Annotated in this window: 16 protein-coding genes; 2 read left to right on the top strand and 14 right to left on the bottom strand. The window is 63.2% G+C overall.

Annotated features, from left to right (window positions below; genetic code table 11):
* Positions 1-20: 20 nt before the first annotated feature.
* The 4 genes from tauA to ACJRW5_RS13865 all read right to left on the bottom strand — a co-directional run bounded on the left by tauA (position 21) and on the right by ACJRW5_RS13865 (position 5,178).
* Positions 21-1,001 (bottom strand): taurine ABC transporter substrate-binding protein, encoded by a 981-nt coding sequence (tauA, locus tag ACJRW5_RS13880; RefSeq protein WP_484571090.1) that lies wholly within the window; start codon positions 999-1,001, stop codon positions 21-23.
* A gap of 313 nt (positions 1,002-1,314) precedes the next feature.
* The gene (locus ACJRW5_RS13875; RefSeq protein ID WP_484571089.1) at positions 1,315-2,637 is read right to left on the bottom strand and encodes a c-type cytochrome; all 1,323 of its coding nucleotides are present in this window, start codon (positions 2,635-2,637) and stop codon (positions 1,315-1,317) included.
* Between the two features lie 11 nt (positions 2,638-2,648).
* Positions 2,649-4,418 (bottom strand): GMC family oxidoreductase, encoded by a 1,770-nt coding sequence (locus ACJRW5_RS13870; protein WP_484571088.1) that lies wholly within the window; start codon positions 4,416-4,418, stop codon positions 2,649-2,651.
* A 40-nt stretch (positions 4,419-4,458) separates the two neighbouring features.
* Complete coding sequence (locus ACJRW5_RS13865; RefSeq protein WP_484571087.1) at positions 4,459-5,178, bottom strand: gluconate 2-dehydrogenase subunit 3 family protein; 720 nt, start codon at positions 5,176-5,178, stop codon at positions 4,459-4,461.
* A 611-nt stretch (positions 5,179-5,789) separates the two neighbouring features.
* On the opposite strand from ACJRW5_RS13865, the gene pdxY reads away from it, so the two are divergent.
* Positions 5,790-6,662, top strand: coding sequence for a pyridoxal kinase PdxY (gene pdxY, locus ACJRW5_RS13860; protein ID WP_484571086.1), 873 nt, complete (start codon positions 5,790-5,792; stop codon positions 6,660-6,662).
* A gap of 149 nt (positions 6,663-6,811) precedes the next feature.
* Entirely contained in the window at positions 6,812-7,108 is a 297-nt protein-coding gene (locus tag ACJRW5_RS13855) for a hypothetical protein (RefSeq protein ID WP_484571085.1), read from the top strand.
* A gap of 4 nt (positions 7,109-7,112) precedes the next feature.
* Here ACJRW5_RS13855 and ACJRW5_RS13850 read toward each other — a convergent pair whose 3' ends face one another.
* The 10 genes from ACJRW5_RS13850 to ACJRW5_RS13805 all read right to left on the bottom strand — a co-directional run bounded on the left by ACJRW5_RS13850 (position 7,113) and on the right by ACJRW5_RS13805 (position 16,858).
* The gene (locus ACJRW5_RS13850) at positions 7,113-8,075 is read right to left on the bottom strand and encodes a Csu type fimbrial protein (protein WP_484571084.1); all 963 of its coding nucleotides are present in this window, start codon (positions 8,073-8,075) and stop codon (positions 7,113-7,115) included.
* Positions 8,072-10,333: a fimbria/pilus outer membrane usher protein gene (locus ACJRW5_RS13845; RefSeq protein ID WP_484571083.1), complete on the bottom strand. Its 2,262-nt coding sequence runs from the start codon at positions 10,331-10,333 to the stop codon at positions 8,072-8,074. The genes ACJRW5_RS13850 and ACJRW5_RS13845 overlap by 4 nt, the downstream gene beginning before the upstream one ends.
* 61 nt (positions 10,334-10,394) lie before the next feature.
* Positions 10,395-11,153: a fimbrial biogenesis chaperone gene (locus ACJRW5_RS13840; protein ID WP_484571082.1), complete on the bottom strand. Its 759-nt coding sequence runs from the start codon at positions 11,151-11,153 to the stop codon at positions 10,395-10,397.
* A 3-nt stretch (positions 11,154-11,156) separates the two neighbouring features.
* On the bottom strand, positions 11,157-11,699 hold the full coding sequence (locus ACJRW5_RS13835) for a Csu type fimbrial protein (protein ID WP_484571081.1): 543 nt from the start codon (positions 11,697-11,699) through the stop codon (positions 11,157-11,159).
* Between the two features lie 35 nt (positions 11,700-11,734).
* Positions 11,735-12,235 carry a Csu type fimbrial protein gene (locus ACJRW5_RS13830; protein WP_484571080.1) on the bottom strand — a complete coding sequence of 167 codons (501 nt, stop codon included), beginning with the start codon at positions 12,233-12,235 and terminating at the stop codon, positions 11,735-11,737.
* Between the two features lie 49 nt (positions 12,236-12,284).
* On the bottom strand, positions 12,285-12,818 hold the full coding sequence (locus tag ACJRW5_RS13825) for a Csu type fimbrial protein (RefSeq protein WP_484571079.1): 534 nt from the start codon (positions 12,816-12,818) through the stop codon (positions 12,285-12,287).
* A gap of 240 nt (positions 12,819-13,058) precedes the next feature.
* The gene (locus ACJRW5_RS13820) at positions 13,059-13,880 is read right to left on the bottom strand and encodes an ABC transporter ATP-binding protein (RefSeq protein WP_484571078.1); all 822 of its coding nucleotides are present in this window, start codon (positions 13,878-13,880) and stop codon (positions 13,059-13,061) included.
* On the bottom strand, positions 13,877-14,941 hold the full coding sequence (locus ACJRW5_RS13815; protein ID WP_484571077.1) for a FecCD family ABC transporter permease: 1,065 nt from the start codon (positions 14,939-14,941) through the stop codon (positions 13,877-13,879). The genes ACJRW5_RS13820 and ACJRW5_RS13815 overlap by 4 nt, the downstream gene beginning before the upstream one ends.
* Position 14,942: 1 nt before the next feature.
* Positions 14,943-15,944 (bottom strand): FecCD family ABC transporter permease, encoded by a 1,002-nt coding sequence (locus tag ACJRW5_RS13810; RefSeq protein ID WP_484571076.1) that lies wholly within the window; start codon positions 15,942-15,944, stop codon positions 14,943-14,945.
* Positions 15,944-16,858 carry an ABC transporter substrate-binding protein gene (locus ACJRW5_RS13805; protein ID WP_484571075.1) on the bottom strand — a complete coding sequence of 305 codons (915 nt, stop codon included), beginning with the start codon at positions 16,856-16,858 and terminating at the stop codon, positions 15,944-15,946. Before ACJRW5_RS13805 ends, ACJRW5_RS13810 begins: the two co-directional genes overlap by 1 nt.
* Positions 16,859-17,189: the final 331 nt, after the last annotated feature.

The raw sequence follows: 17,189 nt of genomic DNA, 5'->3' as shown, positions 1-17,189 counted from the left end.
TCTTCAAGGCAGGCGCGGGTTCAGGGTTTGATGTACTGGCTGCTGACGTAGGGCGAATAGTCCGGCAGTACGCGGTCGGCCTTGCCTTGCTCCTTGAGAAAGGTGGCGGTGGCGGCGATGTCGGCAGCGGTGCGCTCGCCGAGCAGGGCCAGTTGTTGCGTTTGATCGGGGAAGGCGGAGCCCGCCAGCAGTTCGGGCACGTCCTCGGGGTTGGAACCGGTCAGCCTGGCGATCTTGCGCACCGGTTCGGAGTCGGCTGTCCACTGGTCTTTCTCCGCCGCATAGCGGGCGAAGCTGTCGAGGGTGACCTTGGCGAACTGCTCCAGTACTTCGGGGTGCTTTTCGGCGAAGTCCTTGCGCGCGACCCAGACTTCGAAAGTAGGTGCGCCCCAGGCGCCGACTTCGGCGGCGTCGGTGAGCACCTTGCCGGTTTTCTTGATTTCGCCCAGGGCCGGCGACCAGACGAAGGCGCCATCGATGTTGCCGCGCTGCCAGGCGGCGTTGATCTCGGCCGGGTTGAGGTTGACGATGCGCACCTTGGTCGGGTCGATCTGCCAGTGTTTGAGCGCGCCGAGCAGGCTGTAGTGCGAAGTGGAGACGAACGGCGTGGCGATGGTCTTGCCTGCCAGGTCGGCAGGTTGCTCGATGCTGCTGCCGTCGCGCACCACCAGGGCTTCGGCGGCGTTGATCTGCGCGGCGACGATGAAGGTGACGATCGGCAGGTTGCGGCTGGCGGCGGCGGCCAGTGGGCTGGAGCCGAGGTTGCCGATCTGCACGTCGCCGGAGGCGATGGCGGTGACCACTTCGGCGCCGCTGTTGAAGCGGCGCCAGTCGATCTTCTGGCCGGTGGCACGTTCGTAGTCGCCATCGGCCTGGGCGACTTTGCTCGGGTCGATGCCGGTCTGGTAGGCGATGGTCAGGTCAGCCGCCTGTATGGCCAGGGAGGCGCTCGACAGCGTCAGTGCGGCCAGCACGCGGCGCACGAAGGGAAGTGGGGTCATGCTGGTGCTCCTCGAAAACGGGCTGGCCCTGCAAACGAGGATGCCGAGCCGCGGGACATTGTTCGGGTGTTGCTGGGTGTCCGGCGGTCCGGTGGAGCAAGACTATCCATGCTAAATGGAATAGATAAATACTTTTTTAGAATATTTTTATATTTTTCTGCGAGGCGTCTGTAGGCGGGTGAAATGCCACAGGCTCGGGAGAGGGTGGCTGCCTGACAGGCATCCAGGGGGGGCGGCAGTGCTTGTCGGGGGGAGCGATGCCGGCAATGCGCTGCCCTTGTCGCTGGCGAGCGACAAGGGCAGGCGGAGCCGCTTAGTGCTGGCTCAGGCTGGCGCGGACCTTGGCGACCTGCTCGGCACTGACCGCAGGGGCCTGGTTCGACCAGCCCTGGCGCAGGAAGGTGGCCAGTTCGGCGACTTCGCCATCGTCCATGCGCTGGGCGAAGCCCGGCATCGGCAGCACCGAAGGCGCGCGCTCGGTGGACGGCGTCTGCGCGCCGGCGAGGATCACGTGGATCAGCGCGCTGGGGTTGTCGGCGTTGACCACCGAGGCACCATCCAGACGCGGGAACACGCGCTCGGCGCCGCTACCGGCAACGAAGTGGCAGGCGCCACAGTTGTCCAGGTACAGGCGCTCGCCCAGGCTCAGGTCCTTGGCGGCGGTCAGCTTGCTGGTGGTCGCTGCGCTGCGTTGCGCCTGATGGCTGTAGCTGGCCTCGCCGGTGGCGGGCAGCGACTGCAGGTAGGCGGCGATGGCGTGCAGGTCGTCGCTACTCATGTGCGAGGTGCTGTTGGCGACCACGTCGGTCATCTCGCCGGCAACCGCGGCCTTGGCGTTGCGGCCAGTGGCGAGGTAGTCGACCAGCTCGTCTTCGCTCCAGTGCTTGACCCCGCGCAGGGCCGGAACGGCCCAGTGGTTGAGCTCGCTGCCGCTGAGGTACTGCCCATCCGCCTCGTCGAGGCCCTTCTCCTGCAGGGTCAGGGCGCGCGGCGTGTGGCACGAACCGCAGTGGCCCAGGCCCTGCACCAGGTAGGCGCCGCGGGCGATCTGCGCGCTGGCGTCGGCGCTGGAGCGTTGCAGCGCCTTGGCCGCGTCCTCGCTGGAGGGCGAGAACAAGGTGCGCCAGTAAGCCAGCGGCCAGCGCAGCGACAACGGCCAGGCGATGTCGTTGGCCTTATCGGCCTGCGTCACCGGCTCTACGCCCTGCATGAAGTAGGCATACAGCGCTTCGGTGTCGGCGTCGCTGATGCGGGCATAGGACGGGTAGGGCATGGCCGGGTACAGCGCATCGCCGTTGTGGCCGATGCCACGGCGCACGGCGCGCTCGAACTGACCGTAGCTCCAGGCACCGATGCCGGTCTGCGGGTCCGGGGTGATGTTGGTGGAATAGATGGTACCGATCGGCGAGGGCATGCCCAGACCGCCGGCGAACGGCTTGCCGCCGCGGCTGGTATGGCAGGCCACGCAGTCACCGGCGCGGGCCAGGTACTCGCCCTGGCTGACCAGTTGCGGGGTGATGGCCTGGCTCATTTTCGCGTCGGCGTCGCCGGAGCTGTTCAGGGCGAAGCTGAGCAGCCAGGCGAGCACGGCTAGAATGACCAGGGTGATCAGGGCGGAACGCAATTTCACAGTCATCTTCACGCTCCTTATGCCTGCACCAGCGGGCCTGGGTTTTTCAGGTACTGATCCTTGATGGCCTGCGCCGAGAACAGGGTCAGGGCACCGATCAGCGCGGTGGGGTTGGCCTGGAAGTTCTGCGGGAAGGCGTTACCGCCCGGCACGAAGACGTTGTGCACGTCCCAGCTCTGCAGGTAGCGGTTGAGCGCGCTGGTTTTCGGGTTTTCGCCCATGACGGCGCCACCCACGTTATGGGTGGAGACGTACTTGGTGATGTCCCAGTGCGAGTCCATGCTGAGGAAGCTTTCCGAGTAGCTGTCCGGGCCAAGCTCCTTGGTGATGTTCTGCACGATCTTGCGCAGGTGCTGTTGCAGCAGCAGTTCGTTGCGCTTCCAGTCGAAGGTGATGCGCAGCAGCGGCTGGCCCCAGGGGTCCTTGTAGGTCGGGTCGAGGTCGACATAGTGGTCGCGATACGACATGCAGCCGGTGCTGATGCTGACCTTCATCGAGTGGCCGTACCAGTCCTGCATGCCTTCCTTCCAGCCCTGACCCCAGCCTGGCGTGCCGCTCGGCAGTGCGGTACCGATGGGGGTGCCGGTGGCTTGCGAGCTGTGGATCTTGGCGCCGCCGATGAAGCCCAGGGAGGGGCCGTCGTAGTTGCCGGGGGAGACGTCGTTGAACATCTGCCCGGTGGCGCCGGCGGTGGCGAACGGGTTGAAGTGCTTGTCCTTGAAGAACAGGGTGGTGCCGCCGTTGCTGAGGAAGGCGTAGTTGCGGCCGATGGTGCCGGTCTCGGTGATCGGGTCATACGGCTTGCCGATGCCGGAGAGCAGCATCAGGCGCACGTTGACGAACTGGAAGCCGGCCAGCACGACGATGTCTGCCGGCTGGAACACGGTGTTGCCGTCGGCGTCGACGTAGGTCACGCCCTTGGCGGTCTTGCCGTCGGGGTGCAGTTCGACCTTGAGCACGTTGGCGTTGCAGCGGTAGTCGAAGTTGGGCATGCGCTTGAGCGCATCCATCACCGCCGTTTGCGGCGAGGCCTTGGAGTAGTTCAGGCAGGGGTACTTGCTGCAGTAGCCACAGTAGTTGCACGGCGCGATCTGGTTGCCGTAGGGGTTGGTCCAGGCGCGCGAGACGTTGGCCGACGGGTTGGGGAAGGGGTGGTAGCCCAGCTTGCGTGCGGCGTCGGCGAACATCGAGCAGTTCAGCGTGTCTTCCAGCGGCGGCAGCGGCGCCGGGTTGGAGCGCGGGCCTTCGAAGGGGTCGCCGCCGACGAGGATCTCGCCGCGCAGGTTGCCGGTCTTGGCGGAGAGGCCGCAGATCTTGTCGAACTTGTCGAGGAAGGGCTCGATTTCATCCCAGGTGAAGGGGTAGTCGCCGATGCGCATGTCTTCCTGGAGGATGCCCGGCTTGTAGGCCTGGTCGGCGTAGGTCTTGAGCTTGATGTCGGTGGGCGTCGGGCGGATCAGCACGCCGGTCCAGTGCAGGCCGGAGCCGCCCACGCCGGTGCCGGGCACGAAGGCGCCCCATTTGCGCGTCGGCAGGGCAGTGCCCTGCATGTTGTGACGCACGGTGAGGGCGCCATCCTTGGGGCTGACCATGATCTTGTTGCGTACGGCGTAGGCGTACTGGTCGGCGGGTTTGGGGTAGGCGAAGTCTGCGTTGTTGCGATCTTCACCGCGCTCCAGGGCGCGTACCTTGAGGCCGGCTTGCGCCAGCTCGATGCTCATCAGCGAGCCGGTCCAGCCCAGACCGACGACGACCACGTCGACGGCATCATTGGTAATGTTTGCCATAAGAAACCTTGCTTGCGTGTAACGCGTTGCGAAATGGGGTTCAGCCGCGGTCGCCGTTGAGGCTGACCGGTCCGAGCGGGTACTGGACGTTGTGCTGGGTCACCCATTCCAGGTAACTCGCGCGGGCGCCGGGGAAGCCGATGGCGATCCAGGCCTTCATGCCCTTGTTGCCGCCGTAGATCGGGTCGGCCAGATAACCCTGCTGGGTCAGGGCCAGCAGTTCGCTGAAGAACACCTTGGCCTTCAGCACGTCTTCACCGAAGGCGCTGAAGTCGGCCTGGCCGCTGTCCAGTTGCTTGAGCAACTCATCCTGCTGCTCCGGCTTGAGCAGGGCGAAGCGCTGGCCGTAGGCCTGCTGGCTGAGGGCTTCGGCGCACTGGATGCCTTTGCGGATGATCTCCTGCGGGGTGTAGGGGATCTGGTAGCCGAGGGTGGGCGGGGCGTTCAGGTCGAACGGGCCTTCGAGGTAGATCTCGCTGCCGATATCGCCGGCCAGTTGCTGGTCGAGGAACACCGGCACGTTGGTTTCCAGCGCGCCGGGGCCACGGCCGCCAGCCGGGATCAGGCGGTCGCAGGCCGCCATGACGAAGGTCCATTCGGCGCTGCTGAAGAACACCGGGCTGTAGCTGAGCAGGTCGGGCGCGATCATTTCCGCGGCGGCGGCGGCGCTCAGGCCCTGGACGGCTACACCCAAGGCGGGAAGGGCAATCAGCGAGGAAAGCAGAAACTTCCTTCGCGAGGTTGGTTTGGACAACAGCATCTCTATGTTCACCTATGGCTGCACACGGGGCACTCCGGATGAACAGCACAGATGACTGGGCCCTGTGGGCCACCTGAACAGCGAACATGGCGGGTAGCCGAAGGCCTCACATCGAGGTGATCGCTATCGGCTGTTCAAGTTCTGGACGGGAGTGGCGATGGGGTGGAGCGCACGCGCATCAAAGCGTTGCCTGACGGTCGGCATGAAGCCGGCATGGACGCTCAACCTGATATCGCTCGGACGCGAGGGTCCGATCCAAAACAGGGCTGGCAAGCCTCAGGGCTGCTCTATTTGTGATTCGCTTGGTGAGGATGTCGGGCATCAGCAACGCCCGGCACAGTACGGCTGTGTGATGCGCTGAGGCATCGTCCGCTCATCACGGGAGCGCTGACCTTAACACATTCATGGGTGTATGTATCTTTTTGTTTCGCTGTGACTGATAAGTCTATAGATGATCGTTTTGCGACCGCTAACGCGGGCTGTCTGGGCGTTTGCTGCCATCCTGGTGTCCTTTGCATGGACGGATGAGCTGCGGCAGTGGTGGTGCGAGAACGTTACTTGGCGAATAATCGCGACCTCTTCACTGTCATCGAGCCACTATCAGGATCGCCATGAGTGCCAATTTGCCGCCCCTCGTTCTGTCCATCCAGTCGCATGTCGCCTGGGGCCATGTGGGCAATGCGGCTGCCGTGTTTCCGCTACAGCGCCTGGGCTTCGAGGTGCTGCCGATCCACACCGTGCAGTTCTCCAATCACACTGGCTATGGCCAGTTTCGCGGCCAGGTGTTCGGTGCCGAGCATGTGCGTGAGGTGCTGCTTGGCTTGCGTGAGCGCGGCGTGCTGCCGCGTCTGTCGGCGGTGCTTTCCGGTTACCTGGGCGATGCCGACACGGGACGGGTGATTCTCGAAGCGGTGGGGGAGATTCGTCAGCACAATCCAGCGGTACGCTATCTGTGTGATCCGGTGATGGGCGATGTTGGGCGCGGTGTGTTCGTCAATCCGGCCATTCCGGATTTCCTGCGCGATCAGGCGATCCCCTTCGCCAATATCATCACGCCCAACCAGTTCGAATTCGAGCTGCTGACCGGCTCGAAACCGGCCAACCTGCACGAGGCGGTGAAGGTCGCGCGTCAGTTGCGTGGGCGCGGGCCGGATGTGGTGATCGTCACCAGCCTGTCCACCCCGGACATTGCCGATAACGAGCTGGGTACGCTGGCGGTAAATGGCGAGGGCGCCTGGCTGGTGACGACACCGCGCCTGGCATTGCATCCGCTACCCAATGGCATGGGGGATGTGTTTTCGGCGACCCTGCTTGGCCGGTTGCTGGCGGGGCAACCACTGCCGACTGCGCTGGAGCTGGCTACGGCGACGCTGTACGCATTGGTCGGGCAGACCGGCGAGGGCGCGCGGGACCTGCCGTTGGTGGTGGCTCAGGAGCAGATCGTGGAGCCTGCCCGGCGTTTCGTGGCCCATCGCTTACCCTGAACAGGCGTTCGTCGGAATCGGCGTGATTTCATAATGATATCGCGGTAGTCTGGCCTGACTTTCGGTCACCGTCTCGCTGTGGTGACCGTTTCTACGGATGGATTTTGACCTTAACCCCAGCAGGCCATTACCACCGTAGATCCTCCGTCATGCCGTCCCAACGACTTATTGCCTTTCTGTCGGCTGTGGGCCTGTGCCTCTCGGCCAATCATTCTCTCGCTGAGCAGATCAGCGGGCAGCTCCAGATCAGCCTCACCATTCTCAAGACATGCGAAGTGCTCACCCAACGCACGGAGGCAGTGGTGCAGGTCGATGGGCGCGGTTGTGGGGATGCGCCTTATCAGCTGCAGGATGAGCGTGGGCAGCCTTTGCCATTGACCTCGGGTACAGCCGCGTCGAGGCAATCATTCGAGAATGCCGGCTCGACACTGGTGGTGTACTGGTAACGCCTCAATAGTTGATGATCAACAGCACATTGTCGGTATAAACCCCTACCGGGGCATTGGCCTGCCCGGGGTCGAGTATCGCCTGGTAGGTAAAGTTCTGCGAATTGCCGGTGCCGCTGGCCGTCAGTGGCGAGGCGTTGTTCCAGATCAGGCTGCTGCCGTTGTGATAGAGGTTGTAGCGTATGTATTCGCTGCCGTTTCTCAGTCGTCGCCAGGGTGCCTGGTAGTTCTGGCCGTTGTCGAAGGTGAGTGTGTAGCCCTCGCTATTGGTGCAGGTGACCGCAAAGGTGCGTTGTTGCGCGCTGAACTGACTGATCAGCGCATTCGCACCGAAATTCACGGTCGGCAGGGTGTCGATGCGACAGGCTTTGTTGACGACCAGGGTAATGGTCAGCGTGGCGAGAGAACCCGTACCCCAGTTGTTGGGTGGGCCACAGATTGCCAGGCAGGGTTGAGTGAGGCCGGGGCTGCGGCTCCATGAGCAGAGATTGATCAGTCCGACCGTGCAGATGGCCCAGTCCCAGCGCAGGGTTACCGTGGCTGTGTAAGTGCCCGCCGGAACGTTAGGACCGAGGTTGGTGCGAAAGTACAGGCCGATCGCACTGGCGCTGCCGCCAAGTGCCAGCAGGTTGATCGCATCGAGCTGCTGGGGCTGACCCGCTACCAAGGCCTGGTTGTAGCCAGCGTCCCGATAGATCTGGAAGGGGATCTGGTTGCCTTGGCCGTCCTGCAATACCAGGGGGCCAGCTTGTTGCAGGGTCACCCTTACGTAGGCAGCGGTCAGCACCTGGAGAACACCCGGGCAGGACAGTCCCGCGCCTGCTGCAGCCTGTTGTGGCATATTGCGTAGGCTCAGGGAATTGGTGTTGCCCAGGCTCACGGAGGCCGCATAGATATTGCAGGCCTGTGCTGGTACGGCTGCGAGTGTCGAGCAAAGCAGTAATGCGAGAAGCACCAGGCGGGTCATGGTCGACCTCCGGGGCTCAGGCACGGTAGCGGTCCCAGCACCGCCATTTCCACGGCTTTGTCGTCCAGAGCAAATTCGCTGCTGCAACTGTTCCCATCGGGCGTACGCACATCCAGCCGGTTTTTCTCTGCCAGTCCCTCGAAATAGAGCTGGCCGTCCCAGCCGATGTAGGTGTTTTGCCCGCTGGGGTGGTGCACGACCTGGCTACCGCGAGGCAGTGGCTGGCCAGCTCCGTCGACCAGCTGAATGCTGGCGGATAACGTCATGACCATGGGGAAGTCGAGCACTGCGCCGCTGCCCTGATGGACAGCGATGCGTTTGCGCGTTTCGGAGAGTTGCAGATTGCTTGGCAGGTCCAGTAGATCCACTTCGTACTGGCCGGGGTAGTAAGCCGGCACCCAAGGTACCAGCAGATATCCTGCGTTGTCGGTACGGCCGAGCAATTGGTGCTCATAACGGACCGGCACGTTCGCCTGGCCTTCGGTGCTGACCAGTACGAAGGCATCGTCGATACGGTTACTGGCGAAAACCTGCCCCTGCATGGCCACCAGCGAGCCACTGACGCCGCCCCATTGCGTGGTAATACCGTCGTTGTCGTACATGCCAGCCTGAATCTGGGCATGAGGGGTACGCCAGGTCAGATCCGCCTGACGGTATTGGCTGTCGCCGTCGGCGACGCCCAGGTTCCAGCCGACGCCGCCTTCGCTCGGAGGGTTGCGGCTGTAATTGACCCGGGCTCTCTGGTTGCCGTTGCCGTCGCGCTCTACACCTGTCGTCAGGCTGGCATACAGGTCAAATGGGACGACCAGTTGGGCCTGAACGGAGTGGGTGCCGTCGTCCAGTTGGCGGTTGAGGGAAAGATAGAAGCTGCTGTTGCCCCACAGGCTGCGTGACCAGGACAGGTTGAGCAGTCGTGTCCGTCGGCCGCTGTGTTCCTGGCTGGCGAAATAACCGATGCCGAAGGACCCGAGGCGTTCCGGGCTGAAGCTGAAGGTGAGCTGATCCTGAATCTTGCTCAACGGCCCTCCGGCCAGGTCATTGTCCAGTGCATGGGCAACGCTCAAGTCGGCGTAGTCGGAAGTGCGTTGAATACGCTGCGCCGTGATGCCGAAGCGGCGCGCATAGTAGCTGTAGCCAAGGCTGTACTGCTGGCCATTGCCAATACCGCTGCTCTGGCTGATCGAGCTGGTCAGCGTGCCGAGCAGGCCCAGCCCTAGCGTGGCGCCTGCGCCGGCCTGTCTCAGGCCTGCGCCAGTCTCGCCGTGTGCTTCCAGAGTGATTCTGTCTGTCAGCCCGTAGCGCAGGCTGCCGCTGCCTACGAAGCTGCCGTAGGCGAAGTCCTCGACACCATAATTGCGGCGCAGCTTGCCCAGTGACAGGGAGAAGTCGGAGAGGCCTTTACGTAACAGGCTGTCGGTGACGTAGAAGGGCACGGTCGTCGACACCTGTCTGCCGAGTACATCCGTGGTGACCAGTGTCGCCGTGCCTGCGCCGCTGATGTAAGGCACGGTATTGAGGGTGAAGGGGCCAGGGCGCAAATCCTGTTGGCTGATGCGCGCATCATCGATGAACAGATCCAGCGTACTGGGAACCGCTGCGTCGCCGTCGAAGCGAGGCAGGGGATAGGTGATCAGATCCGGGCGCAGGGAGAAATCACGGGAGATCTGCACGCCGCCGAGGCGTACCGCACTATTCCAGGTCAGGGCGCCAGTGATGAGGTCGCCGCCGCTGAAGCTGAGCATGCGGCGTTGATCGTTGAAACGCCAGGTGGTGTCGTAGCGGGTATAGCCATCACGGTAGCCGGCGCCCGAGAAACTGTGGCGATAGACGCCGGTGTTGGAGATCATGCCGAAACCGTCGAACACGCGCTGCTCCAGCCAGGTGTTGGCAAAATGGGCTGCGTTCTCGGTGTGGTTGTAATAAAGGTCATAGTTGAACAGTGCGCCGAAGCTGCTTTGTGCTGGCACTGGCTCACTCAGGCTGTTCGGCCCGAAGCGCTGATGCGGCAGCCACTCGCTGGGCAGGGTCAGTAGCAGGCGTTGGCTCTCCTGCTGGTATTCGCTCTGCAGCGCCTCGATCTGATCAAGGGCAATCCATGATGAGGTCGTCGCAGGCAGGCGTACGCCTGCTGCGAGCAGATCGTCGCGCTGCACGAATAACCGACCCTGTTGTTCCTTCACTTGCGTGACCTTGCCGCTGGGCAGTTCATTGACGACCAACTCCAGATACAGCTCTTGAGCCTGCGCCAGTTGTTCCATGTCTTCCCCGCAAGCGAATTGCACGGAGAGCGAAGCAACCAGCACCAGCAGTGCGAGCGACCTACTCAGGTAGCAGCGTCTGCGCTTGTCGACTTTCGTTGATGCGGGCCTGTACCTGGCCGCTGCGCGTTCCGGCCGGCAACGGCCAGCGCATCTGCGCGCCAGGAAGCACATAACCGAGAAGCCCTTCAGCAAAGGATTTGCGGCCACTGCCTTGCAGCAGGTCGACCTGAGACAGTCTTGCTGGCGCCGGACCGGTATTGCGCAAATAGAGGAAGGTGCCGTCTTGCCCGTCGACGAAGCGGTAGCGCAGCTCAGGGGCCAGTGGTCGGCCTTGCCTGGGTGGCTCGCGCAGCCCGTCATCCAGATAGGCCCCTGGTCCGACTACCACCAGCGGCACCGAATAGCGCATCTGGAATTGCACGCCCAGTTGTGACGGACGGGCCTGTGGCGGCAGAACCTCGTCTACCAGCACACGATAGGTGCGCAGCATGCCGGCACTTGGCGGTTCCAGGTTGACCAGCCTTACCAGTTGTCGCTTGCCGGGCTGCAAGGTAGCCATCGGCGGGCTGCCAACCACCTGCTTCTGCGGCGTCAGCCGATCTTCGAAGGCTTCCTGCTCCCAGGTCAGTACCCTGACTTGCAGGTCCACAGGGTCTTGCCCCCGGTTTTCCAGCCAGAGCGCGGCAGACTTTTGACGATCCGCCTCGATCATCGGATTGATCGGCCAGATGAGTATGGATGTGGCCGCGTGCGTGGTCATGCTCATCACGGCAGCTATCAGAAGCAGGAAGCAGATCAGCAGGGCGCGCGTCCACATGGTTCAGTAACTCACGGTAACGGTGATGGTGTCGGTGTAAATACCAGCAGAGGGCATGGGGCTGACACTGAACAGCCTGGCGTAAACGGCATAGGTCTGGCTGGCGCCACCGCCCGGAAAATTGATGCTCATGCGGGTACCGCCGTTGCTGTCGTCGCCCCAGACGACGCTGCGCGCAGCGTCCTGATAGAGCTGGTAACGCAGGCGCTCGGTGCCCCTGGCAAGGTACCGGCCAGTCCCGATACCGGCGCCGCCAGTATTCAGCCCCGCATTCAACGACAGGCTCACTGCAGTGCCCGGCGAGCACTGCAGAATGATCGAGCCGTTGCCCGGTGTACTGACGATATCCAGATTGCTTGGCAGGTTGCTGATCTGGCCGAACGACATGTTGCCGAACGAAGTGGCGTCGCTGGCGCCCGTCCCGAGCAGGCAGCCGGGCACGATTTCGGCGCGCAGTTGAAAACTCTGGCTGACGATCTGGTCGTTGACTCCCGTGTCGGCCTGCAGTGGCGGCGCAGACGCCGTCATGGCGAACAGGCAGACCATCTGGGCTATGACGAGCGTTTGCCTGTGGCACGGCATCACCAACTCACCGTGACGGTCAGGGTGTCGCCATAGCTGCCGGCTGGCGGAGCGCTTTGCGCGAGAACGCGGGCGTAGATCGGTAGCCACTGGTCTTGACCGTTGCCCAGCGCACTCATGCCAGTGGTGTCGTCCCAGATCGTCGTGTGGTCTGCGTTGGTGTAGAGGTTGTAAGCAACGACTGCGCTTCCAGGGCCGGCCATTTGCCGATTGCTGGTGGTACCGCTGTGGCCCGCATTGATCAGAACGCGATAGGGGACGTTCTGCTGGCAGTTGACGCGAAGTGCGCCGGCGCCGGGTTGGCCAACTTGGCTGATCAGGTTGTCGAGCCGAATATGGGTGCCGAAATCCAGGGTGCCGAAACTGACTCCCGAGCCACTGTTGGTCCCTGCCTGGCAGGCTGGAAGCACCTCTACACTCAGCCCGATGGTGGCTGTCTTGTCGACTGCGAGCAGCATTCCCGGCGTCAGCAGTAGTAGAAAGGCGATCAGACGCTCCATGACGATTCTTCCCTGGGCTGTGTGCGGTCCTCTTGCGTGAAGGAGGGGATTACCAGGCGATGGTGACTTGCACGGTGTCCGTGTAAGTGCCTGCTGCCGGTGTGGTTTGCGCCGGCACACGACCATAGACGATCACTTCCTCGTCGCTGCCTGTGCCTGTCCCGGAGACGATGTCACCTGTTGCGCCACCGTCTCCCCAGGGGTCGGAGCGGGCGCTGTCCTGGTAAAGGTTGTAGGCCACGTACGCACCGCCACTGATCATGCGTCGCTGTCCGCCGGTTGCATTCTGTCCGGGACTCAGGGCGATGGTGTAGGGCGTATCCTGCGTACATTGAAGGCCGAATGAACTACCACCCGCACTGCCGAATGAGCGGCCGTCGATCAAGTTGTTGAGGTCGGTGTAGTCGCCGAATGAAATCGAACCGAAGGTATTACTGCTGCCACTGGCACTGCCGTTTGTGACCGTGCAGCCGCTACCAATGGTGATCTGTACGTTCAGTTGGCCTTGCAATTCACCGGCTGAAAAGGCCGGCGTGGAGAGGAGGGAAAGAGCCAGAACAGCGGTTCTCATGGCGCACTTCATCGGTCAAGTACCTTCCAGATGGACTTGTCTGGACCATAGTTCAAGCACTGCAAGTGCTCAAAAAGCACGTATTTCCGACGGTTACGCTAGGAATTGAATCGTCACTGATAAATGACTGATTGGTCAGTAAAATTCGCGGCCATGTAAGAGATTTCAGAAAGGCAGAATCGTCAATTTCTTACATTTATTTGAGAGCGTTGCGTCAACTGCGCATGAGGCGTCGGTGCGCCCCGCGTGGCGTTACATCTTGCTGACGCCTGCGATCACTGGCGTCCCGCTCACTGGGTCGCGTAACAAGGTGCAACTGACGCCGTACAGTCGTTCCACCAGGTCCGAGGTGACGATCTCGTCGGGGCTGCCGCTGGCAATGACATGGCCCTGATGCATGGCGATCAGATGGTCGGCATAGCGACAGGCACTGGAGAGATCGTGGACCACCATGACGATGGTTTTGCCGGCTGCAGCCAGTTGCCGGATCAGTTCGAATACCTCGATCTGGTGGCCGAGATCCAGCGCCGAGGTGGGCTCGTCGAGCAGCAGCAGAGGCGTGGTCTGGGCGATGGCCATGGCAATCCAGGCACGCTGGCGCTGGCCTCCGGACATCGACTCCAGAGGGCGATCAGCCAGTTGTACCAGGTCAGCCGCGACTAGCGCGGCGTCGACGATCGCCTGATCTTCCTCGCTCCACTGGCGCAGAAGGCTCTGGTGGGGCTGGCGGCCGAAGCGGATCAGTTCGCTGACGGTCAGGCCATCGGGTGCACTGGCATCCTGCGGCAGCAATGCGAGCCGACGCGCCACCTCGCGCGAGGGCAGGCTACCGATCGCTTTGCCGTCGAGCAGTACAGAGCCCGAAATGGGCTTGTGCAGGCGTGCCAGCCCGGCCAGCAGGGTGGATTTGCCGCAACCATTGGGGCCGACGATGGCGCTGACCTTGCCGGTGGGGATCAGCAGGTTGAGGTTGTCGATGATCAGGTTCTGGGCATAGCCCATGCTCAGGTCGCGAGCTTGCAGCGTCACGTCTGGCTGGCTGGCGTTGCCGAGCAGAGAGGAAAGCAGGGTCATGTCGAGCTCCGCGGGGTCTGACGCAGCAGAATCCACAGCAAGTAGGGGCCGCCGACCACAGCGGCAATGATGCCGACCGGAATCTCGATGGGGGCCAGCAGGGTACGACCGATCCAGTCGGCCAGAATCATCATCAGCGCACCGGACAGCGCTGCGTTGCATACCGGAACGCCATGGCGGCTGCACAGGTGGCGGGCCATCTCCGGCGCGGCCAGGGCTATCAGCCCGACAGGGCCGACTACAGCCACGGCCAGAGCAGTGAGCCAGACGCACAGGATCAGGGTGAGCAAGCGCATCAGCCGCAGGCGCACGCCGAGGCCAATGGCCACGCTGTCGGAAAAACGCATCAGGCTCAGCGCACCCACCAGCAGCTTGGCCAGCGGCAAGCCAAGCGCCAGGCCAATGCCCAGCAGCATGACCGAGTCTGCCGGACGTGCATTCAGGCTGCCGACGGTCCAGGGGTAGGCGGCGTTGGCCGCGTCCATGTCGCTGCGCGCCAGCATCAGGTTGGTCAAGGCGCCGAACAGCGCGCCAATGGCGATACCGACGACGATGAAGCGATAACCTCGGGCGCCACCGCCTGCGGCCAGCGCGAAAGTCAGTGCCGCAGCCGTGGCGGCGCCGCTCAGGGCCAGTGCCGAGGGCGCCAGGCTGGTGGGAACGGCAACGATGGAGGCGACGGCAAAGGCCGTCGCGCCGTTATCGATGCCGATCACCCCGGGCGTTGCCAGGCGGTTGCGCGCCAGGGTCTGCAGCAGGCAACCCGCGGCGCCCAGTGCTGCGCCGCTGAGCAGGCCGGCGACAAGACGCGGCAGGCGTAGCTCTTGAATCAGGAATACCTGCAGTGCTTCGCCCTGGCCGAAGGCGGCCTGCAGTGCCTTCCAGGGCGTCAGGGCGTCGTCACCGGCAGCCAGCAGCCAGGAGCTCACCGCGAGCAGCAGCACGCCGAGAATGCAGGCGACGGCCAGGCTGCGGCGATGCAGCAACAGACTGTATCGGCCCATGCTTAGCAGGTAATGACCGTGAGGGGCGAGTAGCGGGCGTGAGGAAGGTGCGTTCATGTCACAGGGTCGGCATGCGGTGGTTGCGCACCACGGCGATGAGGATCGGCGCGCCGACAAATGCCGTCACCACGCCGACCGGCAATTCGTAAGGGCGCACCAGCAACCGCGAGATGACGTCCGCAAGCAGTAGCACGCAAGGACCGAGCAGCATGCTCAAACCCAGGGTACGGCGGATGTCGGAGCCGACCAGGCGGCGGGCGATGTAGGGCACGATAAGACCGATGAAGGCGATGGGACCGGCCGCCGCAGTTGCCGTACCGACCAGAATCGCCACGGCCAGCAGGGTGCCCAGACGGGTCAGTTGCGGATGGTGGCCGAGGCCGCTGGCAACACGCTCGCCCAGCGCCAGGGCGGCCAGTGGTCGAACGACCAGCAACGCCATGACCAGCCCGGCGATAAGCCCGGGCAGGCTCCAGTCAAGTGTATCCAGCGGGCGACCTGCCAGAGCGCCGATGACCCAGAAACGCATCTCGTCGGCCGTGCGTTGGTCCCACAGCAGCAACAGGCTGCTCAGCGCGCCGAGCATGCCGGAGAAAGCGGCACCGGCCAGTACCAGGCGTACCGGATCGTCACCGACGCCGCGCAGGCGAGTCACCAGCAGCACCAGTACGCAGCCGACAAGTGAACCGAGCATGGCGACGCCCAGATGCAGGCTGGCGGCGGATGCGCCCAGGTTGATCGCCAGTACCACGGCGAAGGAAGCACCGGCGCTGACGCCGAGAAGCCCGGGTTCGGCCAGTGGGTTGCGGGTCACCGCCTGCAGCAGAACACCCGCAGCGCCGAGGGCGAGCCCCACCAGCAGCGCCAGCTCGGTACGTATCCAGCGCAAGTCGAAGACGATGAAGCGGGCGTCGTCATCGCTACCGCCCAGCAGCGCCTGCAGGCTGGGCACAATGCCGATATCACCTGCCCCCAGGAGCAGGCTGGCGACGCACAAAAGCAAAAGGCACAGGGCGGTCAAACCCAGTGCCTTGGCAACTGGAAGGCGTGGCGCGAGCATCAGTCGAGCAAAGCCTTCTCCACGTCATCGAGCACCTGCTCAGCGGCCAGGTAGCCGGCGCTACTGCTCCAGATCTGCCCATCGACGGTTACCACGCGATCTTCGGCAACAGCTTTCAGGCGTGAGAACGCGGGTTGCTTGCGGGCTTCTTCCAGGGCTTTACGGCCATCCGGATTGAGCGTGGCAAGGAAGATCCAGTCGGCATTGATGCGTGAGAGATTTTCCAGGCTGAGTACATCGCTGTGCGGCTTCTTGTCCTGCGCGGCGGCCAGCTCGTTGGGGCGCAGGCCAAGCTCATCGAGCAATTGGCCGACAAACAGGTGGCTGGACATGATCACCGGCCCCTGCGGATTCCAGCGCACCACGCTGACTTCCTGGCCCTGCTGCAGGCGCTCACGCAGCGCAGCACTGCGTGCCTCGATCTCGGCGATGCGTTGCTTGCCGTCCTCAGCCTTGTCGAGCGCCTCGGCATAAGTGCCGTAGGTCAGGCGCCAGTCCTGGAAACTGTCGCCCTTGGGCACCACGGTTGGCGCCATCAGGCTCAACTTCGCATACATCTCCGGTGCCAGTTCGCTCGAGGCCAGTACCAGATCCGGTTGCAGGCGCAGAATGGCCTCGAGGTTGGGCTCACGCACGCTACCGACCAGGGTGATCGGGCCGGTCTTGGACTTCAGGTAGTCCGGTACGTCATCGCCGCCGCGACTGGCCAGGGTACCAACCGGCTGAATGCCAAGCGACAACGCCGCATCCAGGGCGCTGTCGCCCAATGCGACCACGCGCTGTGGCGTGCCGCTGAGCGTGAGCGGGCCATGCGCGCTATCGAGGGTACGTTCGCTGGCGTGCAGGGGGGAATTGAACAGCAGTATCGCGGCGGTCAGCAGCGCCGTGCGCTTGAGAAAAGAGGGGATAGACATGCTGGACTCCAGGCCGAAACAGCCAGCAGGGGAGCTGGCCGGTACAGGATCGAAAGCAAGCTATCTTTTACTATTAAAGTTAATGAAAATCCATTGCGTTTACTAAATGTTTACACCCGTAACTCAGCTGTAGTGCGGCCTATACGTTTGCAGCTTGTCGCAGCCCCAGTAAGCAGATGTAATGTGAGAGACCCTGGGATAAGGCTTTCCTGGCGGCTTTTCGTGGGAGCCCCGCCCGGGGCGAAGTTGTTCTGGTACAGATTCGCGGCGGGGCGCCGCTCCTACACGTGCGGTGTTGCTGGGCGCGGATCCGTATTTTCTTTTTCTGTTT

This window comes from Pseudomonas pichavaramensis, from assembly GCF_050473265.1.
Lineage (GTDB): Bacteria > Pseudomonadota > Gammaproteobacteria > Pseudomonadales > Pseudomonadaceae > Aquipseudomonas.
This window is presented reverse-complemented; position numbering and strand designations above follow the sequence as displayed.

Excerpts from the sequence above, each read along its gene's own strand:
- tauA (WP_484571090.1), bottom strand. The coding sequence starts at position 1,001 with ATGACCCCACTTCCCTTCGTGCGCCGCGTGCTGGCCGCACTGACGCTG.
- ACJRW5_RS13875 (WP_484571089.1), bottom strand. The coding sequence starts at position 2,637 with ATGACTGTGAAATTGCGTTCCGCCCTGATCACCCTGGTCATTCTAGCC.
- ACJRW5_RS13870 (WP_484571088.1), bottom strand. The coding sequence starts at position 4,418 with ATGGCAAACATTACCAATGATGCCGTCGACGTGGTCGTCGTCGGTCTG.
- ACJRW5_RS13865 (WP_484571087.1), bottom strand. The coding sequence starts at position 5,178 with ATGCTGTTGTCCAAACCAACCTCGCGAAGGAAGTTTCTGCTTTCCTCG.
- pdxY (WP_484571086.1), top strand. The coding sequence starts at position 5,790 with ATGAGTGCCAATTTGCCGCCCCTCGTTCTGTCCATCCAGTCGCATGTC.
- ACJRW5_RS13855 (WP_484571085.1), top strand. The coding sequence starts at position 6,812 with ATGCCGTCCCAACGACTTATTGCCTTTCTGTCGGCTGTGGGCCTGTGC.
- ACJRW5_RS13850 (WP_484571084.1), bottom strand. The coding sequence starts at position 8,075 with ATGACCCGCCTGGTGCTTCTCGCATTACTGCTTTGCTCGACACTCGCA.
- ACJRW5_RS13845 (WP_484571083.1), bottom strand. The coding sequence starts at position 10,333 with ATGGAACAACTGGCGCAGGCTCAAGAGCTGTATCTGGAGTTGGTCGTC.
- ACJRW5_RS13840 (WP_484571082.1), bottom strand. The coding sequence starts at position 11,153 with ATGTGGACGCGCGCCCTGCTGATCTGCTTCCTGCTTCTGATAGCTGCC.
- ACJRW5_RS13835 (WP_484571081.1), bottom strand. The coding sequence starts at position 11,699 with ATGGTCTGCCTGTTCGCCATGACGGCGTCTGCGCCGCCACTGCAGGCC.
- ACJRW5_RS13830 (WP_484571080.1), bottom strand. The coding sequence starts at position 12,235 with ATGGAGCGTCTGATCGCCTTTCTACTACTGCTGACGCCGGGAATGCTG.
- ACJRW5_RS13825 (WP_484571079.1), bottom strand. The coding sequence starts at position 12,818 with ATGAAGTGCGCCATGAGAACCGCTGTTCTGGCTCTTTCCCTCCTCTCC.
- ACJRW5_RS13820 (WP_484571078.1), bottom strand. The coding sequence starts at position 13,880 with ATGACCCTGCTTTCCTCTCTGCTCGGCAACGCCAGCCAGCCAGACGTG.
- ACJRW5_RS13815 (WP_484571077.1), bottom strand. The coding sequence starts at position 14,941 with ATGAACGCACCTTCCTCACGCCCGCTACTCGCCCCTCACGGTCATTAC.
- ACJRW5_RS13810 (WP_484571076.1), bottom strand. The coding sequence starts at position 15,944 with ATGCTCGCGCCACGCCTTCCAGTTGCCAAGGCACTGGGTTTGACCGCC.
- ACJRW5_RS13805 (WP_484571075.1), bottom strand. The coding sequence starts at position 16,858 with ATGTCTATCCCCTCTTTTCTCAAGCGCACGGCGCTGCTGACCGCCGCG.